Annotated in this window: 14 protein-coding genes and 1 pseudogene; 4 read left to right on the forward strand and 11 right to left on the reverse strand. The window is 62.0% G+C overall.

Features of this window, described 5'->3' with window-relative positions; genetic code table 11:
- Positions 1-90: 90 nt before the first annotated feature.
- Complete coding sequence (locus GV818_RS17225) at positions 91-981, forward strand: ATP-binding protein (protein ID WP_161756967.1); 891 nt, start codon at positions 91-93, stop codon at positions 979-981.
- Positions 978-1460, forward strand: a complete 483-nt coding sequence (locus tag GV818_RS17230; RefSeq protein WP_161756966.1) for a GAF domain-containing protein — start codon at positions 978-980, stop codon at positions 1458-1460. The genes GV818_RS17225 and GV818_RS17230 overlap by 4 nt, the downstream gene beginning before the upstream one ends.
- Positions 1461-1464: 4 nt before the next feature.
- On the opposite strand, the gene GV818_RS17235 is transcribed toward GV818_RS17230, so the two are convergent.
- The 10 genes from GV818_RS17235 to GV818_RS17280 all read right to left on the reverse strand — a co-directional run bounded on the left by GV818_RS17235 (position 1465) and on the right by GV818_RS17280 (position 19641).
- A complete protein-coding gene (locus tag GV818_RS17235; RefSeq protein WP_161777067.1) occupies positions 1465-4413 on the reverse strand; it encodes an HD domain-containing phosphohydrolase in 2949 nt (982 codons plus the stop codon).
- A gap of 235 nt (positions 4414-4648) precedes the next feature.
- Entirely contained in the window at positions 4649-6292 is a 1644-nt protein-coding gene (locus tag GV818_RS17240; RefSeq protein WP_161777068.1) for a response regulator, read from the reverse strand.
- 43 nt (positions 6293-6335) lie between these two features.
- The gene (locus tag GV818_RS17245; protein ID WP_161756963.1) at positions 6336-6962 is read right to left on the reverse strand and encodes a response regulator transcription factor; all 627 of its coding nucleotides are present in this window, start codon (positions 6960-6962) and stop codon (positions 6336-6338) included.
- A 250-nt stretch (positions 6963-7212) separates the two neighbouring features.
- Positions 7213-12171 carry a hemagglutinin repeat-containing protein gene (locus GV818_RS17250; protein ID WP_161777069.1) on the reverse strand — a complete coding sequence of 1653 codons (4959 nt, stop codon included), beginning with the start codon at positions 12169-12171 and terminating at the stop codon, positions 7213-7215.
- Positions 12172-12272: 101 nt separating this feature from the next.
- The gene (locus tag GV818_RS17255; protein WP_161777070.1) at positions 12273-13997 is read right to left on the reverse strand and encodes a ShlB/FhaC/HecB family hemolysin secretion/activation protein; all 1725 of its coding nucleotides are present in this window, start codon (positions 13995-13997) and stop codon (positions 12273-12275) included.
- Between the two features lie 766 nt (positions 13998-14763).
- The gene (locus GV818_RS17260; protein ID WP_161756960.1) at positions 14764-16095 is read right to left on the reverse strand and encodes a deoxyguanosinetriphosphate triphosphohydrolase; all 1332 of its coding nucleotides are present in this window, start codon (positions 16093-16095) and stop codon (positions 14764-14766) included.
- A gap of 1126 nt (positions 16096-17221) precedes the next feature.
- A complete protein-coding gene (locus tag GV818_RS17265; protein ID WP_161777071.1) occupies positions 17222-18385 on the reverse strand; it encodes an EAL domain-containing protein in 1164 nt (387 codons plus the stop codon).
- A gap of 212 nt (positions 18386-18597) precedes the next feature.
- Complete coding sequence (locus tag GV818_RS17270) at positions 18598-18939, reverse strand: hypothetical protein (RefSeq protein ID WP_161756958.1); 342 nt, start codon at positions 18937-18939, stop codon at positions 18598-18600.
- The gene (locus GV818_RS17275) at positions 18936-19325 is read right to left on the reverse strand and encodes a phage holin family protein (protein WP_161756957.1); all 390 of its coding nucleotides are present in this window, start codon (positions 19323-19325) and stop codon (positions 18936-18938) included. The genes GV818_RS17270 and GV818_RS17275 overlap by 4 nt, the downstream gene beginning before the upstream one ends.
- A 1-nt stretch (position 19326) precedes the next feature.
- Positions 19327-19641 (reverse strand): DUF883 family protein, encoded by a 315-nt coding sequence (locus GV818_RS17280; protein WP_161756956.1) that lies wholly within the window; start codon positions 19639-19641, stop codon positions 19327-19329.
- A gap of 337 nt (positions 19642-19978) precedes the next feature.
- Here GV818_RS17280 and GV818_RS17285 point away from each other — a divergent pair.
- A pseudogene (locus tag GV818_RS17285) lies at positions 19979-21186 on the forward strand (ammonium transporter).
- Between the two features lie 62 nt (positions 21187-21248).
- On the opposite strand, the gene GV818_RS17290 reads toward GV818_RS17285, so the two are convergent.
- On the reverse strand, positions 21249-23204 hold the full coding sequence (locus GV818_RS17290) for a cation:proton antiporter (RefSeq protein WP_161756954.1): 1956 nt from the start codon (positions 23202-23204) through the stop codon (positions 21249-21251).
- 219 nt (positions 23205-23423) lie between these two features.
- Here GV818_RS17290 and GV818_RS17295 point away from each other — a divergent pair, with 219 nt between their 5' ends.
- On the forward strand, positions 23424-24518 hold the full coding sequence (locus GV818_RS17295; RefSeq protein WP_161756953.1) for an acyltransferase family protein: 1095 nt from the start codon (positions 23424-23426) through the stop codon (positions 24516-24518).
- Positions 24519-24525: the final 7 nt, after the last annotated feature.

Below are 24525 nucleotides of genomic sequence, written 5' to 3' on the forward strand. Positions count from 1 at the left end.
CAGCAGCTGATAAGGCGATAGACCCCTGGATCAGGACTGCGTTTCGTCTGTGTGCCGCATCATTACCTTGAACGTGCCTGAGGAAAAGTCGTGGATGCCCGATTGAATGCATTTCTTGAACGTGCCGATGCGGTCCTGGCCCGGATCGAACCGCTGTTGCCCGCCCTTCGCCAAGCCATCGACTGGAACCACTGTCTGGCGGCTCGCTGGCAGCGCGAGGGACGCAGCGGCTTCCTGCTGCCCCTGGAAGTCAGCCTGGACATGCGCTTGAGCGACCTGATCGGGGTTGACAAGCAGCGCGAGCAATTGGCACGTAACACCCAGCAGTTCCTCGACGGCCTGCCCGCCAACCATGCCTTGCTCTGGGGGTCGCGTGGCACCGGTAAATCCTCCCTGGTGCGGGCCTTGCTGGCCGAACATGCCAAGGGTGGCCTGCGCCTGATCGAGATCGAGCGTGATCACCTGGCGGACCTGCCGCGGGTGGTGGAGCAACTGGTCAAGCTGCCCCAGCGTTTCGTACTGTTTTGCGACGATCTGTCCTTCGAGTCCGGCGAGGGCGATTACCGGGTGCTCAAGAGCGTACTTGACGGTTCCCTGGAACAGGCTCCGGAGAATGTCCTGCTGTACGCCACATCGAACCGCCGGCACCTGGTGCCGGAAAAGGAAAGCGACAACGAGAACTGGAAACGCGTCGATGGCGAGTTGCATCCCAGCGAGGCCGTGGAAGACAAGATCGCGCTGTCGGACCGCTTTGGCCTGTGGCTGTCGTTCTATCCGTTCACCCAGGAGCACTTTCTCGATGTGGTGGAGCATTGGATCGGCGAGCTGGCGAGCAAGGCCGGCTTGAGTTGGCAGCGTGACGACGCCCTGGACATCCTGGCAGTGCGCTGGGCCACGGGTCGGGGTAACCGTAATGGCCGTTGTGCCTACCAATTTGCCCGCTACTGGGTGGGCTTGCAGTTGTTGGAGCAAAAAGCATGATTGATTTGCAAAGCACCGGCCAAGGCCTGGATGGCTACGGGCTGTTGTGTGCCCAGCTGGAGTCGCTGCTGGCCGATGAGCGCGATTTCATCGCCAACGCGGCGCAGTTCTCGGCGTTCCTGTTCAGCCAGCTGGACGACCTGAACTGGGCGGGGTTCTACCTCAATCGCAACCAGGAGTTGGTGCTCGGCCCGTTCCAGGGGCAGATCGCCTGCGTACGAATTCCCTTCGGCCGTGGCGTCTGCGGCACCGCAGCGGCGACTCTGCAGACTCAGCGAGTGGAAGATGTGCACGCCTTTGCCGGGCACATTGCCTGTGACAGCGCCTCCAACAGCGAGTTGGTGGTGCCGCTGGTCAAGGATGGCCGGCTGATCGGCGTACTCGACCTGGACAGCCCCAAACTCGCGCGCTTTGGCGTTGAGGACCAGGCTGGTATCGAGCGTCTGGCGGCAATCTTCCTGCGCTTGAGCGACTGCTGAGCTTTCAGGCACGCAACCCGGCCTTGTCCAGCAAGGTCGCTTGATCCACCGGGTCGATCTGCTGCGGGGTCAGGAAGCGTTCGGCGTACTGCTGGTAGATCCGTTGCTGGATAAACAGCTCGAACAGCTCCGGATCGATATGTGCATCACGGCACATCATGGCCATGATGTTCAGCGCTTCGCTCAAGGTCTTGCCCTTCTTGTAGGGGCGGTCAGCAGCGGTCAGGGCCTCGAAGATGTCGGCAATGGCCATCATCCGCGCCGGCAAGCTCATCTGTTCGCGCTTGAGCTGTTTCGGGTAGCCGCTGCCGTCCATTTTCTCATGATGGCCGCCGGCGATCTCCGCTACGTTCTGCAAGTGGCTGGGGAACGGCAGGTGTTCGAGCATGATGATGGTCTGCACGATGTGGTGGTTGATCACATAGCGCTCTTCGGCGGTGAGCGTGCCTCGGGGAATGCTCAGGTTGTACAGCTCGCCTCGGTTGTACTTGTGCACGGGTACCTGGAGCTTGAAGCCCCAGGGGTTGTCCGTGGCAAAGATTTCCGCAGTCTTGCGCTCCAGCAGATGTTCGGGTTTGTCGGCCAGGAGCTGCTCCATGACTGGCAGGCTGGGTGCCGGCAGGCGTTCCTGACGCTGGTTTTCCTCCCAGGACACCCCCAGGCGATCGTCCAGGGTCCGGCTCCAGGTGCGCAGGGCGATCTTCTGCAGCCGCTGTTGATCGGCCTCGGCCATGAATTCCACTCCCAGGTTACAGCGGGCGACAAAGGCAAAATCCTCATCCAGGGCCTGCAGGCAGGTCTCGCGCTCGGCTGCCAGGAGGGTTTCCTCGGCGCCTTGGGACAGGGCCCGCCAGTAGTCGATCCAGGTATCGCGCTTGAGCACTTCGAAGCGGGTGCGGATCTCGTGGATCCGGTCGTTGAGAGTTTCCAGCTTGGTGGCCTTGTCCACCACGTATTCAGGCGTCGTGACTTTGCCGCAATCATGCAGCCAGGCGGCGATGTGCAAGGCTTCCCACTCGTCTTCGCTGGGTTGGTAGGCGGCAAACCTCGGGTCCTGGCTGGCCGCGGCGGCCTCGGCCAGCATCAGGGTCAGGGCCGGTACCCGCTGGCAGTGGCCGCCGGTGTAGGGACTCTTGGCGTCGATGGCTCCAGCCAGTAACTGAATGAACGAGTCCAGCAACTGCTTTTGCTTGTTCTGCAGGCGCTGGCTTTCGATGCACAGCGCGGCCGTGGCGGACACCGCCTGGATAAAGGCGATGCGGTCTGCGCTGAGTTTGTCCAGATCCGCTTCGGCGCCACTGTCCACCAGAAATAGCAGGAGCATCCCGACAGTCTCGTTATGCCGGTTGCGTAGGCGGATTCCCAGCAGATGCGCACTGGGGCTGTCGAGCGCCAATAGCACAGGTTGCAGATTCCCCGCCTGTTCGAAGCCCAGGGTAGTGACCACGTTGTCGCTGCTGGCCAGTTGTTGCAGCCAGTCAGGGGTTTGTGGGTCGCTCAGGTCCTGGGTGGAGATGTTGAACAGCGGCAGGTCCTGGGGTTGGCCGTCAATGATCAGGCCGTGGGGTTCCAGGCGCGAGCCCTTGCTTTCACAGAGGTAGATCAGGCCGGCCTGGGCCTGGGCGATTTTCACCGTCTCGAACAGCACCCGTTGCAGCAGTGGATCAAAACGGGTTTCGGCAGACAGGCTGGCGTTGATTTCAAAAAAACTGGCCAGGGTGTCTTTCATCAGGGCCATGGAAACGCTCAGTTGATCCACCTCCAGCACTGGCGAACGACGTGACACCGGGTAGTCGAAGTCGAAACTGCGGATGGCGTCGGCCTCTCGCACCAGAATGCGCAGCGGCCGCACCAGAATGCGCGAGATCAACCAGCCCAGGGGCAGGCACAGCAGCAAGGTGCTGAGGGTGATCAGTGCGCCTTGCCAGCGCAGGCGATAGGCATCGGCCAGCAGTTCGTCCTCGGGCACCAGCAATGCCAGTTGCAGCCCGCCGGGGCCACCCTCGGCGATATGGCTGCTGGCGACTATCCAGTTGCGTCCCAGGACCTGCAAGTGGCCGTCGGCGGTCTGGCCGTGCAACAGGGCACTCAATGCCGGGTTCAGATCGTCGCCCCGGATCAGGCGTGCAGTGCGTTGTTCCAGCAATAGCTTGTGGCTGTCGGGATAGGCCACGACGTTGCCCAGGTCATCCAGCAGAGCGACTTCGGTGGCAGGGGTGACCCGGTGTTTGGCCAGGGTCGAGGACAGCTGTTCCAGGGTCAGGTCGGCGGCTATCACTGCCATCTTGCCGCTGCGCCGGGCCAGGGTGGTGCCGACATTGAGGGTGGAATAAAACACGTAGGGGCGGGTAGTGATCTGGTCGGCGCCCCCTCGAGCGTTGGAGAACCAGTCGCGGGTTCGCGGATCGTAGCGCTCGTCGGGATGCTCCAGGCGATCGATCAGTGACAACTCGGCGTCATAGAACAGCGATTGTGAGTGGAGCTTGCCCGTGCTGGCATCGCGCTCGATGCTCCAGACTTCGTAGGCGCTGTTCTCCGGGGCCTGGCGCTTGTCCCTGAGCGCGGCGTTACGCAATGGCCGCACCATGAAGAAGTCACCATTGGCATACCCCAGATACAACGAGGCCAGGTCCGGGTTGTCCATCAGTGCCTGGCTGAAGGGCCTGAGCAGGGCCAGGCGTTGTACCAGATCCGGCGCCTGGGCCGCTGGAGCAACCGCCAGCAGGCTGAGCAGGTGGCGCATGGGCTCGTAGGTGGACCTCAGGTCGCTGCGCACATCCTGTTCAATACGCTGGAAAAGTTTTTCGCTGCTGCCAAGGATGATGCGCGTGGTCTGCTGGTAGTGGTAGATGCCCAGCACCACACCAGTCAGGAGCAGCAGCAGGGTAAACATCGCACTGATATGGATATGCAGCGGAAAGCGACGTTGTACGGGCGCTGGCGAGCTTGGCATTCCAATTCTCTCCAAAGACACATGGGCATGGCTCAGGCCCCAAGCATAGTTTAAGGCAGGCAGTTCCTACCTTGGCCTTGCCGGGATCGAGGTATTGAAGACCTCGTTGGCACAGGTTGCGTGGATGTGACTGACGGCGGGGGCAATACTGGCCTTTTGATATTTTCCTGGCAAGAGGGTAAGTCGTCCCGTCTCCGTGAGACTGAGCAATACCGGGTTGAGTGGCCAAGGAGGGCTATTCAGGATGATTGAGGTGGCGATGCAGGGATTGGACAAACCGTACCAGCGCTAGATCCAGGGTCTGCACGGCGGCGCTGATCAGCTCGATTCCGACGTCGTCCAGGCTTGCCTGTTCCAGGGTTTCGCAGGCGGTTTGCAAGGCGTCGGCGCCCACCATCAACGCTGATCCCTTGATCTTGTGGGCCAGTGTCACCAGGGCCATGGGATCGCTGGTGGGGATCAGTCCCAGCAAGTGGCGATCTTCGGTGCAGCACCGGACCAGCTCATTGAGCATGCGTTGGGCGAACAGCGGCTCGCCACGGGTCAAGGTAACCAGGGTCGCGATGCTGAAGCTTTCTGCCCTGGGCAGCGGCTTGAGCGTAGACAGTTTGTGGCTCAGCAGATTCAGGCCCAGGGGTTTGCACAGGCAATCGTGCATGCCGGCGTCCAGGCCGCGCTGGAGAGCCTGAGGTGCGTGGTCGGCGCTGTAACCGAACAGAGTGACGGCAGGCCGTAGTTCGAACTGTTCGCTCTGGCGGATGGCCTTGGCCAGTTGATAGCCATCCATTACGGGCATATTGCAGTCGACGATCAGCAGGTCGAAATCACCTTCACGCCATAACTCGTAGGCCTGCAGCCCGTCCTCGGCGCAGGTGACCCGGTGCCCGAGATATTCCAACTGCTCCCGCAACAGCATCAGGCTGGCGGAGTGATCGTCTGCCAGTAGTACATCCAGAGGCAGGCGAGTCACTTGCGGCATGGGTTCTTCTTCCGCCGAGACGAGAGCCATCTGGCCGGCCAGGGTCAGCCTGACCCGCGCTTCGCTGCCAGGGCCGGCGCGGCCATGCAGGCTCAGGCTGCCGCCCATTTTCTGGCACAGCTGGTGGCTGATGGGCAGTCCCAGCCCGGCACTGTCCCTGGGCGACTGGCTGCCTGGGTCAGCCTGGGCAAAGGGTTGTAACAGGCGTTGGCGCTCTTGCTCGGGGATGCCGATACCGCTGTCCAGCACCTGCAATTGCAGGTCGAAGTAATCCGCACGCGCCGCCGGCTGCAGCTGCAGCCTGATCTCAATCGCACCCTGGTGGGTGAACTTGATCGAGTTGCTCAGCAGATTGCCCAGCACTTGCTTGAAACGCAGGGCGTCGATCAGCACCCGGGGTTCAGGGATCGGTGCATTGAACTCAAGGTTCAGGTTGAGATGCTTCTTTTGGGCCAGGGCCTGGAACACCCCGACCACCGCATCGACGCTGTCCCGCAAGCTGACCCATGCCGGGGTCAGTTGCAGGTGTCCGGAGTCGATTCGGCTGATGTCCAATAGGTCCCCAAGCAATTCCCGCAGGTCGTTGGCGGCGTTCAGGGCCAATTGCAGTGAGGCGTGATTTTGGCTATTGGCCGCAGTGCGTTGCAGCACCAGTTCCAGCAGGCCGATGAAGGCATTCAGCGGTGTACGAATTTCGTGGCCGAGGTGACCGAGGAACTGGCCTTTGAGTTGATTGGCCTGTTCGGCCTGCTGTTTGCCGGCATCAAGGGTCGCGACCGTCTGCCCAAGTGCCTGTAGCGCCTTTCGACGTTGGTGCAGCTGTCGGTACAGCCAGGCGATCTGCACAGCGGCGAGCAACAGGGCAATGACGCACAAAGGGTGTAGCAGGGCGTTGGTCATCGTCGGTGCTTCCGGCAGGGCAACGGTATGGCGTGCGTGCGCTTCATATCAACTCATTGCGCTTGGCCATATCCACCAGTTTACTCATCGAGGTGGTTGCCATTTTTTGCATGATGCGTTTCTTGTAAGTGCTGACGGTTTTATTGCTGAGAAACATGCCGCTGGCAATTTTATTATTGGTCTGGCCCATGGCAAAAAGTTGCAGGACCATCAATTCGCGATCATTTAACGAATTGAATTGTGCCAACTCTAAAGTTAAGCCATGACCCGTTCGATCGACTTGCAGCGCCTGGCTGGGAAAGTAGTTGTAGCCACTGCAGATCGCCTTGATGGCGCTGAGCAGTTCACTCAGGTCCTTTTGTTTGCAGACATAGCCGCTGGCTCCGGCGCGCATGCAGCGATTGGCGAACAAGGCCGCGGACTGGGCTGTAAGAACCAGGGTGTGCGGGGGTCTTGGCATGTTGCTGAAGCGTTCCAGAAGCTCCAGTCCGTCGAGCTTGGGGATGCAGATGTCGAGGATGATCAGGTCTGGTTCGCATTCTCTGACCATTTGCAGTGCATCGACTCCGTTATCGGTTTCACCGACGATTTTATATTCTTCATGCTCCAGCAGAATACGAATGGCCAGGCGTATGACGGGATGATCATCGACGATAAGTACTGAGCCCATACTGGTTTCCTGCCAATAAATAGAAGGCCCAGACAGTAGCTCAGCCGATGGGGGAGATATAATTGCCAAAGTGCTGAAAGACCCAATCTAAGACAGGTCTTACAACGAATAAGGGGAGGGATTACAGTCAGTTGGCAGTTAAGGGAAGTAGAAGAGGGCAGGGCGGCTATCCGGCCGCGGTCAGGAGTCGTCAGAACAGTTGGCGCAGGCCACTCAAGGCCGCCCTCCGAACAGGAGGGCGGCCCAGGCCTCATGGTGTTTGCTGGTCGATGCCGGCTTGCAGCAGTTGACTGTCACTATGGCCGCCGACACGCAGCGGGCCCAGGTTGAACAACTGGTCCTTTTGAGTGGCGTCGTCCTGTTTGCGGGTCAGTTCGGTACCGCTGGCGAGCGCTACGTTGACCGGGGATTTCGACAGGTTGACCCCGGCGTCGACGCGATAGTCCGAACCGGCCAGGGCCGTGCTGCTGACCTTGGAACCGCCCAGCTCGACATGGCCCTCGCTGGCACCGATGCGTGCACCGGTGAGCTGGGTTGCGCCGTTCACCCGCAGGTTGACTCCTTGTTGACCACTGATGCCCGAGGCTTGCTCCACGCTGTTCTTGCCCGCGTGGCTGAAGCTCAGGTTCAAGGTCGGGGTGTAGGAGGTCTTGCCGCTCTTGTCGCCGAACAGCACGCCTTCGGCAGTGTTGGCCACCTGGCTGCCGGTGCTGTTCTTCTCGCTGACCGAGTAGCTGTCGCTGGTTTTTGGCCAGAAGCGCTCCTTCAGGCTGGAGAAACGATTACCCACGGCGTCGGCTTTATCGGCCAGGTAGTTCTTGGCCTTGTCCACGCCATTGCCGAAGGCGCCACGGGGCTCCGGATTGACATCGTAGCTGCCGCTGCGGCTGAGTTTCTCACCCAGACGCTCCTTGGCGTCGCTGGCCTTGGCAACCACTGTGTCCTTGGCCGAGCTGAGTTTGTCCACGCCCTTGTCGACGGCGTTTTCCAGCTTCTCGCGGTGCTTGTCGAAGCCTTTCTCGGCCTTGGCCTGCAAGCTGTCCTTGAGCGGGCCGGCAGGTTTGCTCAGCTTGCTCACCAGGCCCGGCTGGTTTTTTGCCACGTCCAGTTTGGCGTCGATATTGACCTGGGTGCTGCGCGACTGGTCCTGACGGCTTTCGACATTGAGGTCGCCGCCGATCACCCCGTCGACTCGCTGAGCGTCGATGCGGGCACCGGCCAGATGCACGTCACCGGCACTGTTGAAGGTCACCTGATCGGCTTTGATCAGACTGTTGTGCTGGGTGGTGCTCTGACGCTGGTCGACGTCGATCTTGACCCGGGCATTGATCCCGCGGTCGATCTTCGGCGAGTCGTGTTCACCGGCATCGGCCAGGGTGGTCTTGCCCAGGTTTGCCCCTGCGCCCAAGTTCAGGCCCCAGTTGTTGTGGGCCAGGGTGGACTGCGCCGACTCCTGATAGATGCCGCCCTGGGCTGCATCCAGGACCACCTTGGCGGCGTCGATCCGCGTGCCCTGCAAGTGAATCGCACTGTCGCCGCTGGCGGCGCTGCCCAGGAGGACCGTGCCCTGGCTATAGAGTTGGCCGCCGTGCTGGCTCTGGTCATTTTCAGAGACCCGGCCAATGTTGAAGTTGGCGCTGAAGTTGGCGCTCTTGCCGCTGCTTTGTTCGCTGCTGGTTTTGCCGCCACCTGCCGTGAGGCCGCCGCCCAGGTTGCTGCCCTGGCTGCTGTGGGTGTCGACTGCGGCCTGCAAGTCGAGCTTGCCACCGGCGTTCAGACTGATATCGCCGGTGGGGCGCGCGGCGTTGCCGATCTGTGTGCCCTGCAGCGTCATGCCGGCGCCGCTGTGCAACTGAATCGGTCCCTGGCCCTGGATACTGGCAACTCGCGCTTGGCTGTCCTGCTGGTCCAGGGTCTTGTGATCCAGTTGCAGCCCGGCGCCGAGGTTGAAGTTGGTACCGCTGCTGCCTGGCATCGTGCCCAGGCTCAGCGAGGCATCGCCACGCAAGCTGGAGTTGCTGCTGCTTTGGCGGTCATTGGCCTGGTTCAGCGCCAGCTCACCACCGGTCTTTATGCTCACCCCGGCTTGGCCGCCATTGAACTGGCTACCTTCGAAGCGCCCGTCGCCCGCGAGCTTGATGTCCACGCCTTGGCTGCCAGCGTAGCTGCCCACCTGGGCTTTTTCGCTGCTGCTGGTGACGGTGCTGCTGCCGCCGGCACCGCTGCCGCGGATATTCAGGTCCTCACCGGTATTGGTGTAGACCCGTACGCCGGCCTTGGCGTCCACGGCCTGTTCGCTGCTGCTGTGGGTATTGCTGGCGGCACTGGCCAGCAGGCTGTCGGCGCTGATCTTCACGGCGCCGTCGGTGGCGCTGTACTGGGTGCCTTGATCACGCAGTTGTCCGTCGACCTTGACGTCGACCTGGCCGCCGCTCAACTGGCTGACCACGGCATTGCTGGTGCTTTCGCTGCGCTGGCGGTTCTGGTGGCTGACATCCACATCGAGCCCGATGTTGGGCTGTTCCAGGGCATCAAGCACTCCGGGCTGGTGGAACTTGCGCTGTGCCACTCCCTGGATGGCTTTCTCGATCGGCCGGGTGACACCCTTGTATTCGACATTGGCGCCGACATCCACCGCCCAGTTGTTCTCCTGGTGCTGGCTGCTTTCGCTGTTGTGCGCGGCCTTGTTATCGATCTCGGCGGCGTTGACTTGCAGCGCGCCACCGGCCTTGACCTGGGCACCTTCAGTGCTCAGACGGTTGCCGGCATTGATGGTCAGGTTGCCACTGGCGGCGACGCTGCTGGTCTGGGCGGTGGTCTTGCTGCTGCTGTCCTGGCTGCTGTTGTGAGCCACTTCCACGCCATTGCCGGCCCGGTCCAGGCCGCCGGTGTAGTAGAAACCGCCGCCGGTGGTGGTGCTGTCGCTGCGTTTCTCTTGGGTGTTGTCCGAAGCCAGCAACTGCACATTCTTCCCGCTCAGGCTGACATCGCCAGCCGTTGCCGCCAGGTTGCTGCCCTCGACACGCAGATCGGCGCCGGCGCTGACCGCCAGGGTGCCGCCGCTGAGGCTGGAGGCCTGCTGTCGGGTGCTGTCAGTGCTCTCGTTGCGCTGTTCATCCTGGTAGCGCACGCCGGCCCGGTACTGAGTGGTGCCCGGGGCATTTTCCTTGGCGTAAGCGTCGAAGCCGCGGGTTTGGGTGCTGGTGTTGCTGTGTTGGGTATCTTCGGCTGCCGCGACTTTGACGGTGCCGTCGGCGCTGGCGTCGAGGTGGCCCTTGGCAGTGACCTGGGAACCGCTGATGGTCAGGTCCTCGGCACTGTGCAACTTGAGGTTGCTGTCCGAGCGCAGTTGGCTGCTGACGGTGCTGCTGCCCTTGTTCTGCTGGCGGCTCTCGTCCTTGGCGATGCCGAAGAACTTGCTGTCTTTGCTGTGGTTGTTGCTGTGGGAGGTGTCTTGCACGCCATCGATGGTCAGTGAGCCCTTGTCGCTGACGACGCTGGCCTCGGTACCGCCGCGGACCTGGCTGCCGCTGACGCGGACGCTGTCGGCGCGGACGATCAGCTTGCCGTCGGCATTGACCTTGCTGCCTTGGTTTTCGATCTTGCCCTGGTCGCCGTCGGCGTTCTTGCCGAAGAAACCACCACCCACCAGGTCGCCGGAGTAACGCTGGTTGCTCTGGCTCTGTTGACGGCTGGCGCTGTTGATGTCGACGTCCTTCGCGGCCAGCTCAATGTCGCCTTTGCTGTGCAGATCGGCACCTTGCAGTTGCAGCGTTTGCTCACTGCTCAGTTTCAGCTGACTGCCGGCCTTGAGTTGGCTGGTGACGCTGCGTTGCTCACTGCTGGCGGTGTCCCAGTTCTCCTTCCACAGGTGCTTGCGATGCTGGCCCTGGTCGCGCTGGGTGTGGGTTTCGGTGGCTGCCGTCAGCCGCAGATCGCCGCCGCTGTTGGCTTTCAGGCGATTACCGGCTTCGACGCTGCTGCCCTGGATTTCTGTATGGGCACCGGAATTCAGCTCGGCATCGTGCTGTGCCACCACTTTGTTTCCGTGCTGGCGGGTGTCGCTGTCGGTCTCGGTGCGGTCGTAGGTTTCCCAGGTAATGCCGATAGTGCTTTTGTCCCACTGTTGGCGTTTTTCCTGGAGCTTGCGGCTTTCGATGCTGCTCAGGGTCAGGTTGCGCCCAGCATCGAGCTTGACGTTGCGGCCGCTGACATCGGTAGCTGCCAGGGTCAGATCCTTGGCTCCGTGCAGCTCGATATCGCCCTGGCTGCGAACGCCGGCGCGGATGGCGTCGAGGCTGTTGTCCACAGCCTGGCCGCGGATGTCGAGGTCGCCGGCGGAACTCAGCTTGACCCCGTCACGACCGTCCACCTGGACCGCGCCGACGCGCACTCCGGCGCCTTCGGCGGTGCTGACGATGTTGATCCGTCCGGCTTGCATTGCGCCGAACAGACTGGCGTCGATGCGTTGCTCCTGGGCGCGACTGCTCGGATCGACATTCAGGACCTTGCCGCTGGGGTAGTCCAGCTGGTTACGGCCAACGGTCACATTCAACTGGTCGCGGGCCTTGAGCTCGCCCTTGCTGTCGATACGTGGCGCGATCAGGTTGATTGAACCTTCGGCATTACGCAGTCCGCCGGCGTGGATATTCAACTGGCCCTGGGCGCCCTGGGTGTTGAGTCCTTGCAACTTGCCGTCCTGGAGTTCCGGGCGACCGACCACCAGGCTGGCGTTCGGGGTGTTGATGAAGCTGCCGCCGTTGACCGAGATACCGTTGGGGTTGGCCAGCACGAAGTCGGCGGCACGGCCGAAGATTTCCTGGGCGCCGTTGAGTTGCGAGGCGTTTTGGCTGATCACCTCGTTGAGAATCACGCTGGCCGCCTGGCCCTGGAACTGCGCGTTGGCCGCCAGTTGCCCGGCCAATTGCGACTGCCCGGCCTGCAAGGCATTGTTCAGTACCACACCCTGCTGCCCGACGTTGTAGTCGATGAATTGGTTATGGGACAGGCCGCCGGCATTGGGCGCGACGATATTGACGATGGGCACGCCGCCCTGGTTTTGCAGGATCGGGGTGCCGCCGGGGCCTCCCACCACGGTGATCCCGCCGGCAAGCGCCAGGGGCAGATGGGACGCCAGCAGCAGGCCGGCGATGGTCCAGCGCAATGTACCCTGGGGTGAAAGGTGAAACCTATGAGTGTTGTCAGGCATGAGAACCTCGTTCTAAGTGGGTGAGCCGAGCGTTGCTTTATCGGGTGCAACGGCGCGTGGTGCTCAGGTTCGTCGGTTGATTCAGGCTAAGCAGCGGTGGGTCAAATCTGCAGGCTGATCCTGGCCAGCCAGACTTCCGGTTCCGGGCGAAAGTGTTCCGGGGTGTTCAGGCTGCGTTGGTAGTCGAGGTCGAGCTGGAGGTTTTTCCAGGCCAGGTTGATTCCGGCGCTGGCGCCGCTCAGGTGTTGGCTTTGGGCTCCGTGCTTGGCCTTGATCCAGCCGTTGTCCAGGCCCAGGCGTGGGGTGATCTTCACTGGCAGATCGTTGCTCAGCGGCAGGCGCAGGGTGTTGCGCCAGACCCCGCCGATGGCGCCGGAGGCACTGTTTACGCGGTAGCCGCGAACCGCCGAATCGTCGGTGCCCAACAGCTGTTCGATAGCCGGCAACGGGTCCGGGCTGTACTGCAGGGACAACTGGCTCTGCCACTGCCAGCGTTGTGCGCCCCACTGGCCATTGCGCCACTGGCTGAGACCCGCGCGGTACTTGCGAAATTGCGCCTGGGGCAGGTTGCGCTGCACCTGCTGCGAATCACGGTCGGCACCGAACCAGGTCAGGCCCTGGGCGTAATTGACATCCAGGTTCCATACCGCGCTGTTGAGCCAGAACAGGTTGAGCCCGGCCTCGGCCACGGTCAGGGTAGGGCTCTGGATCTGCAGGTGGGCTTTTTGCAGGTAGCTGTCGACGTCCTTGTAGGCCAGTTGCAGGTTGGCGCTGAGCTGGTGGCTCTGATCGCGCCACAGCACCCGGTCGGCGCGGCCGCTGACCATGTCGGTACGGCCGCTGTTGTACAGGGTGGTGCGAGCCAGCTTGAGCGGCGCGCGGTATTCGGCGTGGCTGGCGAACAGGCTGTAGGTCCAGTAACCGTAGGGCACCGAATAGAACAGGCTGCTGCTGCGGCTGTAGCGCGGGCCGTGGTTGAGGGTGTCGCTGTAGTTCAGGTTCAGCGCGTCGTTGATTTGCAGTGGGCTGTCGAAGTTGAGGTTGACCGATTGCCGATCACGGCCGGTGCCGGCGCTGCCGAGGTTATCCACGCCGAGCCCAAGCCCCCAACGGGCAGCGCTGCTGCGCGAACGCAGAATGATCCGCGAGGCTCCAGGTTCGCTGCCGGGAGCGATGTCGGCGGTCAGGTCCAGGGAGCGCAGGCGGTTCAACTGGTCCAGGCCCTGTTCCAGGTCCCGCAGGTTCAGGGGCTCGCCGAGCATGCCCGGGAACGCTCCGCGCAAGGAGACTGGCAGGCTCTGGTCAGCCAGCTCGATGGCTTCGACGTAGCCTTCCTCTATCAGGATATCCAGGCTGTGTCCGGCCACCGGGGTGCTGGCCAGGTACGGGCGGCTGGCGATGTAGCCGGCTTCGACATAGAAACGGGTGATGGCCGCCAGCAGTTGGTTGATCTGATTGATCCCCATGCAGGGTGCCACGTATGGCTTGATGTAGTCGTTGAGCCGGGTTTTGCTGAACAGGCTGACGCCGCCAATGCGGGTGCCGCTGAAGGGCCAGCAACGCGTATCGCTAGTGGTTTGTTCCGGCAGGCTCGGGGTGGCGGGGGTGCTGCTGAAACTGCCACGCTGCATCTGCCGCTGGCGCTGTTCCAGTTGCAGTTGTTGCAGGTCTCGTTGCTGTTGCTGCTGCAGGCGCAGGGCTTCCTGTCCTGGTTGCAGGTCGTCGCCCAAGGCTGACGGCAAGTAGGTCAGGCCAAGCAGCAGTCCCAGGCACCAGCCGCTGGTGTGGGTGAGAAGGGAGCGGTCAGTGCGTAATGAATAGGGCACTTGGCATCCTTACTGTAAAAAAGACCAAGTGACGAACAACCAGGAGGCCGGTCATGGGGCTCAAGTAGTACGTCGCTTTTAGTTCTGCTCTGTGAACATGAGATGCCGTCGATATGTATATCGGTGGGTCAGTGTTCAAGTGCGCGAGAGTGACAGTTCCTGAGTAAGTGCCGGGTAAGTCAGTGCAAATTCAGGTATGACAAAAGGGTTGAGTGGGTTGAGTTGGAAACGTTACAGCGCAGAGCAAAATTAATTTCCGGAGGGGGCGGCTAGCGGGGAAATATCCTGTTGAAATCGAGACTATCTGAAACTAAAAACTCAATTTGTACGTAAATTGTAAATGCATAGAAGGCTAACAAAGTTTGAGCGGTGTCCTTGATTGGCAAGGGGTGTAGCGAGGAGTGTGGGTTTTTGAAAGGTAGGATGTTTGGTTGAATGATCAATGAGGTGTTTAATTCTGTGATTGCATGCAGTTATTTCGAACCAGAGTTATTTTGATTTTTGCTAGTTGGTTTCATTAACTGAGTTGTTGCTCTATTTCTTGATTCTCTAGTTTGATCATTGTTGATAAGGGTTTTCCTTAGATACGTAATGCCGAACTATTTCTATGTTTTTCTCAGTGTTTTCCCAGTGAAGGCCCACTCGTCATTAGTTTGAAGGCGGGTGCGTCGACTGCTGGGGGTAGGGGAATCCCTTAGTGCTGGATTGGATGTCGCAGGACATATCAAGCACCTGGCGCAGTGGCCAGGCGCTTGAGTTCCAAGGGTTACTGCGGGCTTGAGCGCCCGGTCATTTCCCGGGCCATTTCGCTGGCGTAGCTGTCGGTCATGCCGGCGATGAAGTCGATCATCCGCAGGAACGAGGTGTGCAGCGGCCAGTGTGGATCCGGTGCGTTGTTGCCCAGCAGATCGAGAATCCGTCGGTTCTTGAACGACGGGGTTTTGCCGCCATGCTGTTCCAGCGCTGCGCCGCAGAAGGAGTTCAGCAGGATCTCCAGGGTGGTGTAGGCGCCGATCTCGTGCAGGGTCTTGCGTTTGTCCTGGAAGATTTTCTTGCGCGCAATGTCCTTGGCGTTGAGCACGCAACGCTTGGCCGGGCCGTGCATATGCTCCACCAGGTCGCCATGCAGGGTGCCGGCCAGCAGGGCGTCCTGCTGTTCGACGAAGGCCCGGGCGGCGGCGTTGGTCAGGTGTTCGATGGCCTTGCCCCGGAGGATCGCCAAGCGTCGCCGGCGAGAATCCCCCGGGCCCAGCTGGCGATAGGTTTCCGGCAGGTCGTCGCCCACCAGTCCCAGCAGCAGCGCCTCGACTTCGGCGTACTCCAGCAGCTCCATTTCCAGGCCGTCTTCAAGGTCGATCAGGGCGTAGCAGATGTCGTCCGCAGCCTCCATCAGGTACACCAGCGGGTGCCGCGCCCAGCGCTGTTCCTCCAGTTGTGGCAGGCCCAGCTTGTGGGCGATCTGTTCCAGCAGTGGCAGTTCGCTCTGGTAGCAGCCGAACTTGTGCTTCTTGTAGCCCAGGGAGTCGGCATGGCGCGCGGTCCAGGGGTATTTCAGGTAGGTACCCAGAGTGGCGTAGGTCAGCCGGGTACCGCCGTCGAACTGATGATATTCAAGCTGGGTCAAGACCCGGAAACCCTGGGCATTGCCTTCGAAATTGAGGAAGTCCTGGCGTTCTGCCTCGCTCATTGCATCCAGCCAGCCACGCCCGGCGGCCTGCTGGAACCAGTGTCGGATGGCGTCCTCACCGGAGTGACCGAAAGGCGGGTTGCCAATGTCGTGGGCCAGGCAGGCAGATTGCACCACCATCCCCAGATCGCTGGGCTCGCACCAGTCGGGCAGGGCGCCGCGCAGGGTCTCGCCGACGCGCATGCCCAGTGAGCGACCGACGCAGCTGACTTCCAGGGAGTGGGTCAGGCGGGTGTGGATATGGTCGTTGCTGGACACCGGGTGCACCTGGGTCTTGCGCCCCAGGCGGCGGAAGGCGCCGGAAAATATGATGCGGTCATGGTCTTTGTGGAAAGGGCTACGGCCAAGTTCTTCCGGGCTGTGCACTGGCTTTCCGAGGCGTTCGCGGTTGAGCAGGGTCTGCCAATCCAAGGCGGGGTCTCTCCGAAAAAAAACTGAGGCGCCCAGCTTCCGGGTTCCCGGGCGTGGCCGCAAGAGGGGCGTTGCCCGCGCTGGTGCATCCACTTGGCCGGCGCCTTCGCTGGCAAGCCAGCTCCTACATGGAAATGGCCTGGCCTGCGCCTCACCGGTAGGAGCCGGCTTGCCGGCGAAAAGACCCGATGGTCGTGCATCCATCTGGCGAACGCCTTCGCTGGCAAGCCAGCTCCTACACGGAAATGGCCTGGCCTGCGCCTCACCTGCAGGAGCCGGCTTGCCGGCGAAAAGACCCGATGGTCGTGCATCCATCTGGCGAACGCCTTCGCTGGCAAGCCAGCTCCTACATGGAAATGGCCTGGCCCGCGCCTCACCTGTAGGAGCCGGCTTGCCGGCGAAAGGGCCCGATGGTCGTGCATCCATCTGGCGAACGCCTTCGCTGGCAAGCCAGCTCCTACACGGAAATGGCCTGGCCTGCGCCTCACCTGCAGGAGCCGGCTTGCCGGCGAAAAGACCCGATGGTCGTGCATCCATCTGGCGAACGCCTTCGCTGGCAAGCCAGCTCCTACATGGAAATGGCCTGGCCCGCGCCTCACCTGTAGGAGCCGGCTTGCCGGCGAAAGGGCCCGATGGTCGTGCATCCATCTGGCGAACGCCTTCGCTGGCAAGCCAGCTCCTACACGGAAATGGCCTGGCCTGCGCCTCACCTGCAGGAGCCGGCTTGCCGGCGAAAAGACCCGATGGTCGTGCATCCATCTGGCGAACGCCTTCGCTGGCAAGTCAGCTCCTACACGGAAATGGCCTGGCCTGCGCCTCACCTGTAGGAGCCGGCTTGCCGGCGAAAGGACCTGATGGTCGTGCATCCATCTGGCGAACACCTTCGCTGGCAAGCCAGCTCCTACACGGAAATGGCCTGGCCCGCGCCTCACCGGTAGGAGCCGGCTTGCCGGCGAAAGGACCTGATGGTCGTGCATCCATCTGGCGAACACCTTCGCTGGCAAGCCAGCTCCTACACGGAAATGGCCTGGCCCGCGCCTCACCGGTAGGAGCCGGCTTGCCGGCGAAAGGGCCCGATGGTCGTGCATCCTTCACGTCGCCGCGTTCGCCGGCAGATGGGGTGGGGTTACAGGCCGGCAGCGTCGATATCGATCAGCAGCAGGCGCTGGCCGTTGTCGAAAAACTGGCCAGCCGTCAGGCAGTACTGGTTGCTGGTGGCGTCGCGGTAGGTGTTGGACAGGGTCAGGCGGCGCTCTTCCCAGCCTTCGGCCAGCAGGTGATAGAAGTACGGGCGCCAGGACCAGTTGTGGCCCACATAGCTACTGTCGGCCTGCCAGTGGTTGTGGCGCCATTCCAGGTTGGGCGTCAGTTGGGTGCCATGGCGGTCGCACTGGTAGAAGCGCAGCAGCCAGGGAAAGGCCTCCACTGCGGGCAGTTGGCTGATGGGAGCCCGGGCTTGCGCCCAGGCCTGCAGCAGGTTCATCAGCTCTGCCAGTTGCTGGCGCATGCGCATCAGGCAGTTGCGTTCGGCCAGCTTGTGGCGCACATAGCGCTCCCGCAGGCGGGCGAAGGGCTGGACAAAGGCATCGCTGGCAAACAGCTGTTCCTCGGCCCGGGCAAACAGGAAGCCCTGCACGTAGCGGGAGCCGCACTCCAGGGCAAAATCCAGTTCGGCCTCGGTCTCCACGCCCTCGGCGATGATCCAGCAGCCGGTTTTTTCCGCCATCTGCGCCAGGGCCTTGACCACATCGCTGCTGGGTCCGCCGCGGGCGGCGGCCTGGAACAGGCGCATGTCGAGCTTGAGGATGTCCGGTTGCAGCGCCAGTACCCGGTCCAGTTGCGAGTAGCCGGCACCGAAGTCGTCGATGGCGATTCGTGCCCCGGCCTGGCGGTAGCGCGCCACCACCTCCGTTAGGCGCTGGCTGTTGCCCCCCAGCTCGGTGATCTCGAAGACGATGTGTCGAGGATCGACATCGTTTTGCTGCAACTGCCTGAGGCTGGGCAAAGGCTGCCCGGGCCGCAACCGACTGATCCAGCGTGGGGAAATGTTCAGGCTCAGGAACCAGTCCGCCGGGGCTTCGTGGAGGCGGCGCAAAGCATCGTCACGGACCAGGCGATCAAGACGGCGCAAGGCGCTGGACGGGGTACGGGGATCGGCGAACAGTGGCCCCACCGACGCCAGTTGCCCATTGCCCTGGCGCAGGCGGCCCAGAGCTTCGACCCCGGCGATCCGCCCGGTGGCGGTATCGATGAATGGCTGGAAGCAGGCGAGCGGTTGCCCGTCGATCACAGGGCCTCCTTATCAGAGTCTTGTTGGTAGGGAGCTGTGGCTGTCGGTTGGACAGACAGGAGTCCAGGCTGTGTGAACACTGCGGCGTTCGGCAATACGGCGTTTTCACACACCCTTGGTCGGCCCCTTGGTAAAGGGGCCGATCCGGGTTGCTTAGCAAGAATGCAGCCAGATCAGCAGATGCCGGTTGCAGGCCGGTTGCGGCCGCTCGCTCAGGGTTTGCGCGAGGCGCCTTGCAGCGCCAGCTTGATCAGTGGCAGCAGGCTGGTGCCCAGGCGAACCAGGCGCGTGAGGCTGCTGACGCCACCGCTCTTGGCGCCCTTACCGGTGAGGAACCCCAACAGGGTCACCACCGCCACGCCCCAGAGTGGGGCGTGCTTGATGCCAAACCCTTCCTGCCAGCTTTGCCCCAGGCCGCGGACCCGTTGCAGGGGCTGCAGCAATTGCTGGGATTCGTGGCGGATTTCCTGGCGGTGCATTTCCATGCGCAGGCGGATCAGTACCTTGCGCATTTCCCGGCGTGAAGTGTTCTGCGGAATCTCGGGCAGCTTCATGGCAGCAGGCGCTCCCGATCATTGGCCAACTCTTCGAGAGTGGCGTGGAAGGGTGAGGACTCATCGAAGATCGCGGCCTTGAGGCGCAGGCCGCAGAAAATCGCAGCCAGGGTGTAGAACAGGCACAGGCCAATGATCCCGGCCAGGCGATAGCTGTCCCACAGCAGGATCAGCACCAGTGTCGACAGCCCCACCAGCAACAGCAGGGCAAACACCAGGGCCAGCCCGGCAAACAACAGCAGGCTCACGGTGCGCGCCTTTTGCTCCTGCAACTCGATGCCGAACAGTTCGACGTGGCTGTGCAATAGCCCCAGGACCGCAGCCCCAAGGCGCCGTGAGGAAGCGCTCGGGCCGTTGCCGGACGCAGCGGATTCGCCGATAGCCATATCAGCGCCGCGTCGCCAGCAGGCCGATCAGGAAGCCGACCCCGGCAGCGATCCCGACCGATTGCCAGGGGTTGGTCTGCACATAGTCTTCAGCTGCGGTGACCGCCGCCTGGCCACGCTGGCGCAGGGATTCCTCGGTCAGTTGCAGGGTTTCCCGGGCCTTGAGCAGGCTGTCGTGGATCTGTTCGCGCAGCTCGTCGGCCTGGTCGCCGGCCAGGGTCGCGGTGTGTTCCAGCAGACGCTCCGTGTCACTGACCAGTGCCTGAAAATCCGCCATCAGTACTTCTTGAGCCGTCTTTGCCGTTTTGCTGGCCATGCTTGTTTCTCCGTTGGTTGCTTGTGTGAGCTATGAGTGTGAGGCCCCAGTGAAGGTTCACTGTAATTGCCTGGTACAGCTTTTGCTTTGTCCTGGTGCGCCGGGCTTGACGCCTGCGCCGAAAACGAGCGAGGGAGGCGGTGCGAACCGCGTAAACCCTGGCCAAATAAATCACCACCTCAGGTTATTCACTTCTGTGCTGTTTCGCGCCCGAGGCCTGGCGCGCCAAAACGGTTCACCGATTGCGCTCGATGGAGCGCCTCGGAGCCAACTTGGTGCAGGGCTTGCGGTGCATCACGCATTGAAACAGATGGCCAATGCCGGATCTGCCAGCCTCATGGAAAATCTGCAAAGCGCTGTGGACACCCTGGTCCACGGCTCCAACACCTTGTTCATCCTGATCGGTGCGGTCATGGTCCTGGCCATGCACGCCGGTTTTGCCTTCCTCGAAGTGGGCACGGTCCGGCAGAAGAATCAGGTCAACGCGCTGTCGAAAATCCTCAGCGACTTCGCGGTCTCGACCCTGGCCTATTTCTTTATAGGCTATTGGATCTCCTACGGTGTGAGCTTCCTGCAGCCGGCGGCGGTGATCAGTGCCGATCACGGCTACGGCTTGGTGAAGTTCTTCTTTCTGCTGACCTTCGCCGCGGCCATCCCGGCGATTATCTCCGGTGGTATCGCCGAACGCGCGCGTTTTGTTCCGCAGTTGTGTGCCACGGTGCTGATCGTGGCCTTCATCTACCCGTTCTTCGAGGGCCTGGTATGGAACGGCAACTTCGGTGTGCAGGCCTGGTTGCAGCAGCGCTTTGGCGCCGGCTTCCATGATTTCGCCGGGTCCGTGGTGGTGCATGCCATGGGCGGCTGGCTGGCGCTGGCGGCAGTGCTGTTGCTGGGGCCGCGCAACGGTCGTTATCGCGACGGCAAGCTGGTGGCCTTTGCGCCGTCGAGCATTCCGTTCCTGGCCCTGGGTTCGTGGATCCTGATTGTCGGCTGGTTCGGTTTCAACGTAATGAGCGCCCAGACCCTGCAAGGCGTGAGTGGGTTGGTGGCGGTGAACTCCTTGATGGCCATGGTCGGGGGCACGGTGGCGGCGCTGATCGTCGGTCGCAATGACCCGGGTTTCTTGCATAACGGGCCGCTGGCCGGGTTGGTGGCGGTGTGCGCTGGCTCGGACCTGATGCATCCGGTGGGCGCCCTGCTGACCGGGGCGATTGCCGGGGCCTTGTTCGTCTGGTGCTTCATCGCTGCTCAGAGCCAATGGAAGATCGATGATGTACTGGGGGTCTGGCCACTGCATGGCCTGTGTGGCGTGTGGGGGGCATTGCCTGCGGGATTTTCGGCCAGAGCGCCCTGGGTGGGTTGGGCGGTATCAGCCTGATCAGTCAACTGCTCGGCACCGGGCTTGGGGTAGCGGTGGCGCTGTTGGGGGGCTTTGCCGTGTATGGCGCGATCAAGGCCACTTGCGGGCTGCGCCTGACTCAGGAACAGGAGTATTACGGCGCCGATCTGTCGCTGCACAAGATCGGCGCGGTGAGCCAGGACTGACACCACTCCGACCGGTTTCAAGGCCCTGACAGTTGGTTGTTCAGGGCCTCTGCGGAGCGCGTTCAACCGCCTTGCAGACGCGCTTCGCAGGCTTCGATCGCCGCTTGCTGGCCACAGACCAGCACCCGGTCGCCAGGCTGCAGGCGTGGGCCTGGATTGAGCGGCAGGTCGTTGCCGTCACGCTGCACCCCACGGACATCGACTCCTAGCTCTTCCAGTCCCAGCTCTTGCAGCAACAGGTTGCAGGCGTGGGCATCGGCGTCGAGTTTCACCGCGTGCATCTGCACGGCAGGCGGTTCGTGATTGTCCTGGGTGCTGCTTTGGGTGCCGTGGTAGAAACCGTGCAGCAGGCGATAGCGGCTGTGGCGCACTTCATCCACCGTGCGCTGTACCCGCTGCTCCGGCAGGCCGAGCATGATCAGCGCGTGGGACGCCAGCATCAGGCTCGACTCCAGCAGCTCCGGCACGACTTCATTGGCCCCGGCGGCCTTGAGCTCGGTCAGTTGGCTGTCATCCCGGGTGCGGACCAGGATCGGCACTGTCTTGTCCAGGCTGCGCGCTGCCTTGAGCACACTCAGGGCAATGTCGGTTTTATCCACGGCAATCACCAGCAGCCGCGCCCGCCCGATGCCCACCGCCGTCAGCAGATCAGCGCGCCGGCAATCACCGTAGTGCACGCAACTTTCTGCTGCCGAGGCTTCCTCGACCCGCACTGGATCATCATCCAGAGCTATGTAGCGCAATTGCTCGTGGCGCAGAAAACGCCCGATGGACTGGCCGACCCGGCCATAACCGCAGATCAGCACATGGCCCTGCAGGGTGGCGTTCTGTGCGCTGATCTCCTCCAGTTGCGCGGCTTGGTTGGGCTTGCGGTGCAGCCTGGCGGTAATCAGTGGCGCGGCGCGCAGCAATAGCGGGGTCAACAGCATGGAACAGAAGGTGGCGGCCAGCAGCAGGCTGCTGATCTCTGGCGGGATCATTTGGCTGAGCTGCATCTGCGCCATCAGGGCGAAGCAGAATTCACCGCCCTGGGCCAGGGCCAGGCCGCTGCGCCAGGCCGTCTCGCCGTCGCTGCCGCGCAGTTTGAGCAAGACAGCCACCACCGAGCCCTTGATCAGCAGCAGGGCCAGGGTCAGGCCGAGAATCAGCGGGGCATGATCGATGAACAACTGCAGGTCGATGAGCATGCCGATGCTGACGAAGAACAGCCCGAGGAGGATGTCGCGGAACGGACGTATATCGGCCTCGATCTGGTGCCGGTAATGACTTTCTCCCAGCAGCATGCCGGCGAGGAAGGCGCCCAGAGCCGGTGACAGGCCCAGCAGGTGGGTGAGCCAGGCGGTCAGCAAGACAATCACCAGGGCCAGCAGCACGAACAGTTCCGCGGAGTGCGAGGCGGCAACTTCATGGAACAGCCGGGGTAGCAGCCAGCGACTGGCCAGCAGCAGGCCGAAGAACAACACCAGGGTCTTGCCCAGGGTCACGGGCAGGGCCCAGTACCAGGCCTGGTCGCTGCTGCCGGCGAAGACCGGGACCAGGGTCAGCAACAGCACCGCCACGATGTCCTGGAACAGCAGCACGCCGATGGCGTTCTGCCCATGGCTGCTGAAGATCTCGCCGAGGCTGGTCAGCTCCTTGCTGACGATAGCGGTGGACGACAGGGCCAGGCCCGTACCGAGCATCAGCGCAGGAATCAGCGGCATGCCGAACAAGGCCAGGAGTGCGCCGAGGATCAGGCCGCTACAGAGAACCTGCAGGCTGCCCAGGCCAAACACCACGCGGCGCAGGGCCAGCATCTTCGACAGGGAAAACTCCAGGCCCAGGGAGAACAGCAAGAAAACCACCCCCAGCTCAGCCAGATCCGGCAGATCCTCACTGTCGTTGACCCAGTCCAGGGCGGTGGGGCCCACCATCAGCCCGACGGACAGGTAGCCCAGCACCGGCGGCAGGCTCAGGCGCCGGAACAGCGCGATGACCACCAGTGACGAGGCGAGAATGATCAGTAGATTGGCAAACAACGGGCATCTCCGGACAAGGGGCAGGCTGGGTAAAGCCTGGAGGCAAAAAGGCCGCGAGGATCACCCGCGCGGCTGAGAACCTTCCTGACTCATGTCATTCTTTGTCGAGAATGTCTCATATTCACGAGCCTTCGCTATGCTCAGAAACTGTCGATAAACGCGTTGCCCGGGTTGTGGGGTTATCCACAGGACCCAGCCAGTGAGTAGCCGGAGAGGTATATGGAGCGTCTGTATTCACTGCAAGGGTTGCGTGGGGCCGCGGTGTTGGGGGTGGTGCTGTTCCACATGATGTCGGTGGAAATCAAATACTCCGGTGGCGACATCCTATTGCCGATTTTCCTCAATTTCTTCCAGCTCGGGGTCGACCTGTTCTTTGTCATCAGCGGCTTTGTGATGGTCATTGTCAGTCGTGGACGCTTTCAGAAAAGCGTCGAGACCCAGCGCTTCCTGTTCAATCGGTTGTCGCGGATCTATCCGACTTACTGGTTGTATTTCTTCATCACCCTCGGGGTGTACCTGTGGCAGCCGGGACTGGTGAACACCTCCCATGGCGGCTCGAACCTGTGGATGTCGTTCCTGCTGTTGCCCAATGATCGGGTATTGCTGGTGATGGTGGCCTGGTCGCTGCTGTTCGAGTTGTGGTTCTACCTGATGTTCACGCTGTTCCTGTTTTTCAAGGAGAAGCGCCTGCCGCTGATTTTGCTGCTGTGGGCGTTGGCGCTGGTGGTTTTCAACCTGTTGCAGGACTGGCAGGACTATTCCCCGGCCCTGAAGATCATCCTCCATCCCTATGCTCTAGAGTTCATCGCCGGCAGCGCCCTGGCGCTGTTCTTCTATGGGCCCTATAGCGCCAAGGTGCCCACCGTACTGGTCTGGGGGGCTCTGGCGGCGTCGCTGTTGGTAGGCTTTCCGCTGATCTATACCTATCAATTGTTCTTTACCGAAGGCTTGCCGAGGATGCTGGCGGTGGGGCTGACATTCGGTACCCTGACCTTGTCCCTGGCCTTGTTGGAGCGTCGGCAACTGATCCGGATGCCGGCCTTTCTTACTGCTACTGGTGATATGTCCTACACCATCTACCTGTCTCATCTGCTGGTGCTGGGGGTGGTGGGGCGGGCCTGGCTGGTGATCGGTGCCTGGCCCTCAAGTTATGTGGATAACCTGGTGTTCATCGTTCTGATGATGGCCGCGGTAGTCTGCTATGGCTGGGTGGGGTATCACTTTTACGAGAAGCCGATCCTCGATCGCGCCACGGCCTACTGCAAGCGCCGTTTCCGTTCTGCCCCCAGCCACAAACATTGCGATCCGGCGTAGTTGCCTG

The organism is Pseudomonas sp. Fl4BN1 (assembly GCF_009908285.1).
In the GTDB taxonomy this organism is placed as follows: domain Bacteria; phylum Pseudomonadota; class Gammaproteobacteria; order Pseudomonadales; family Pseudomonadaceae; genus Aquipseudomonas.